The sequence below is a fragment of the Collinsella sp. AM36-4AA genome (genome assembly GCF_003467795.1).
In the GTDB taxonomy this organism is placed as follows: Bacteria; Actinomycetota; Coriobacteriia; order Coriobacteriales; family Coriobacteriaceae; genus Collinsella.
This window is the reverse complement of record NZ_QSHS01000054.1, coordinates 1-1,873: the sequence shown is the minus strand read 5'-3', so window position 1 is coordinate 1,873 and position 1,873 is coordinate 1. Positions and strand designations below refer to the sequence as shown.

Genomic DNA, 1,873 nt, shown 5'->3' with positions numbered 1-1,873 from the left:
GTCATGGCCTCCTACCTTTCTTTCGGGCCCTTGTCAGGGCCGATTCGTTAGCGCCCCTCCGTGTGAGGCGTTATTGCTGACGACATATTTATATCCAAAATCAGCCCATACTTCCACCTTGCCCCCGAACGGTTTTTTATGAGGGGTGAACGGCATACACATATACTTCACGCATGGTACACTTTGACTTAATAAAGTGTATCTACGTGCTTAAACGCTTTTTTAACCGGAAAATCAATTGGAACTAATCTTTCTTAAACCACCCTCGATTTGCATATTTCACGCAAAGGTATGAATAGAATTCGCAATTCTTGCTACGTCTCAACCATTTTGATTTTTATTCAGAAAAAAGTTCGTCCTATTCATTTTTAGCAACCAGGCTACCGTTTACCAGACGTTGGATACCGTTCACCGGAAGCTCAGTATAAGGCCCATCGAATACACCGCCTGCTTTTCGCCTCCATTTGTAACAAGTTGACTTTTTTGGCGGTAAAGATAAACAGACCCGCTCCCCCAAAGGGAGCGGGTCTGCATTCGGTACATCTAGGGCCCAGAAAGGTTTAGGCCCTCGAAAACCTCAAGGGGCTAACGATCGAACTCGGCCAGTGCCTCGCCCAGAAGCCTCAGGCCCTCGCGGAGAACGTCTTCGCTCGCGCAGTAGCCCAGGCGTGCGCCGCAGGGAAGCTCAAAGCGGCTACCAGGAACCAGCAGCACTCCCCTCTCGGCCAACAGGCGCTTGCAGAACTCCTCGTCGTCCTCGGGAATATCCAGCTGGATAAACGAGGTGGATACGCCCTGCGGGGCCGTCCAGGAGACGCGGTCCTGCGTATCAATCCAAGCCTGTGCGATATCGCGGTTGCCAAACACGATCTTACGGTTGCGCTCGAGAATCTTGTCCTTGTGCTCGAGCACGTAGGTCGCCAGGGCGTCGTTGAACACGCCGCCGCAGATCATGGTGTAGTCGCGATATGTGCGGATGCGGTTGGACACCTCTTCGTTGGCCACGACCCAGCCCACGCGGGCCGCAGGCGTCGAATAGGTCTTGGACACCGAGTTGGTGACAATGGCCTTCTCGTACACGTCGGCCATCGACATAAAGGACTCGGTGTTCTCGAGCGGCAGATACACCTCGTCGCACAGCACGTAGGCGCCCACCGAACGGGCAATCTCGGCAATCTGCCCGAGCATATCGGCATCGAGCACCGTACCGATGGGGTTCGATGCGTTATTGATGCAGATGAGCTTGGTGTTTGGGCGCACCAAGCGCTTGAGCTCATCGATATCGGGCTTCCAGCCGAGCTCCTCGCGGAGCTCCCAATACTCGACCTCGGCACCCAGCGTACGCGGAATCTCGTAGAGCGGCGCATAGGTAGGCCACTCGGCAATCACGTGATCGCCGGGCTCCACAACGGCCATGATGGCGTTGAGGTTGGCGCCCGTGCAGCCATTGGTCTGCAGAATGTGATCGGGATTGACATCGCGACGATACAGCTTGGCGACCTCGGCCTTAAATTCCGGCGATCCCTCGATCCAGCCGTAGTTCATCTTCTCGCGATCCAGGCGCTCGTAGAACGTGGCGCCGTCCTGCTCGTCCAGTGCGCGAAGCTCGCCCATGGTCAGCGACGAGATCGTCGACTGAGCGATATCCCAGGTAGCACTCTTCTCCCAAACGTTGAGCCATTCCTCAACACCGATTGTCTTGATATCCATGGCCACCTTATCTGATCTTCATTTAGCGTCATTAAACATGAATGGGGCGGTGCGAAAGATCCGCACCGCCCCAATGGGAGACATCTAATGGCAGCTAGATGTTTGTAGTAAGACCTGTACGGGTCTTTGAAAACCTTAGAGGTCCTCGCGCCAGAAGGGCATG

1 protein-coding gene is annotated in these 1,873 nt (G+C 54.8%); it reads right to left on the bottom strand.

Features of this window, described 5'->3' with window-relative positions:
* Positions 1-585: 585 nt before the first annotated feature.
* Positions 586-1,710 (bottom strand): aminotransferase, encoded by a 1,125-nt coding sequence (locus DW850_RS10005; protein WP_117786967.1) that lies wholly within the window; start codon positions 1,708-1,710, stop codon positions 586-588.
* Positions 1,711-1,873: the final 163 nt, after the last annotated feature.

Bases quoted from the DNA above. Each gene is read 5' to 3' on its own strand.
- DW850_RS10005 (WP_117786967.1), bottom strand. From the start codon at position 1,710: ATGGATATCAAGACAATCGGTGTTGAGGAATGGCTCAACGTTTGGGAG.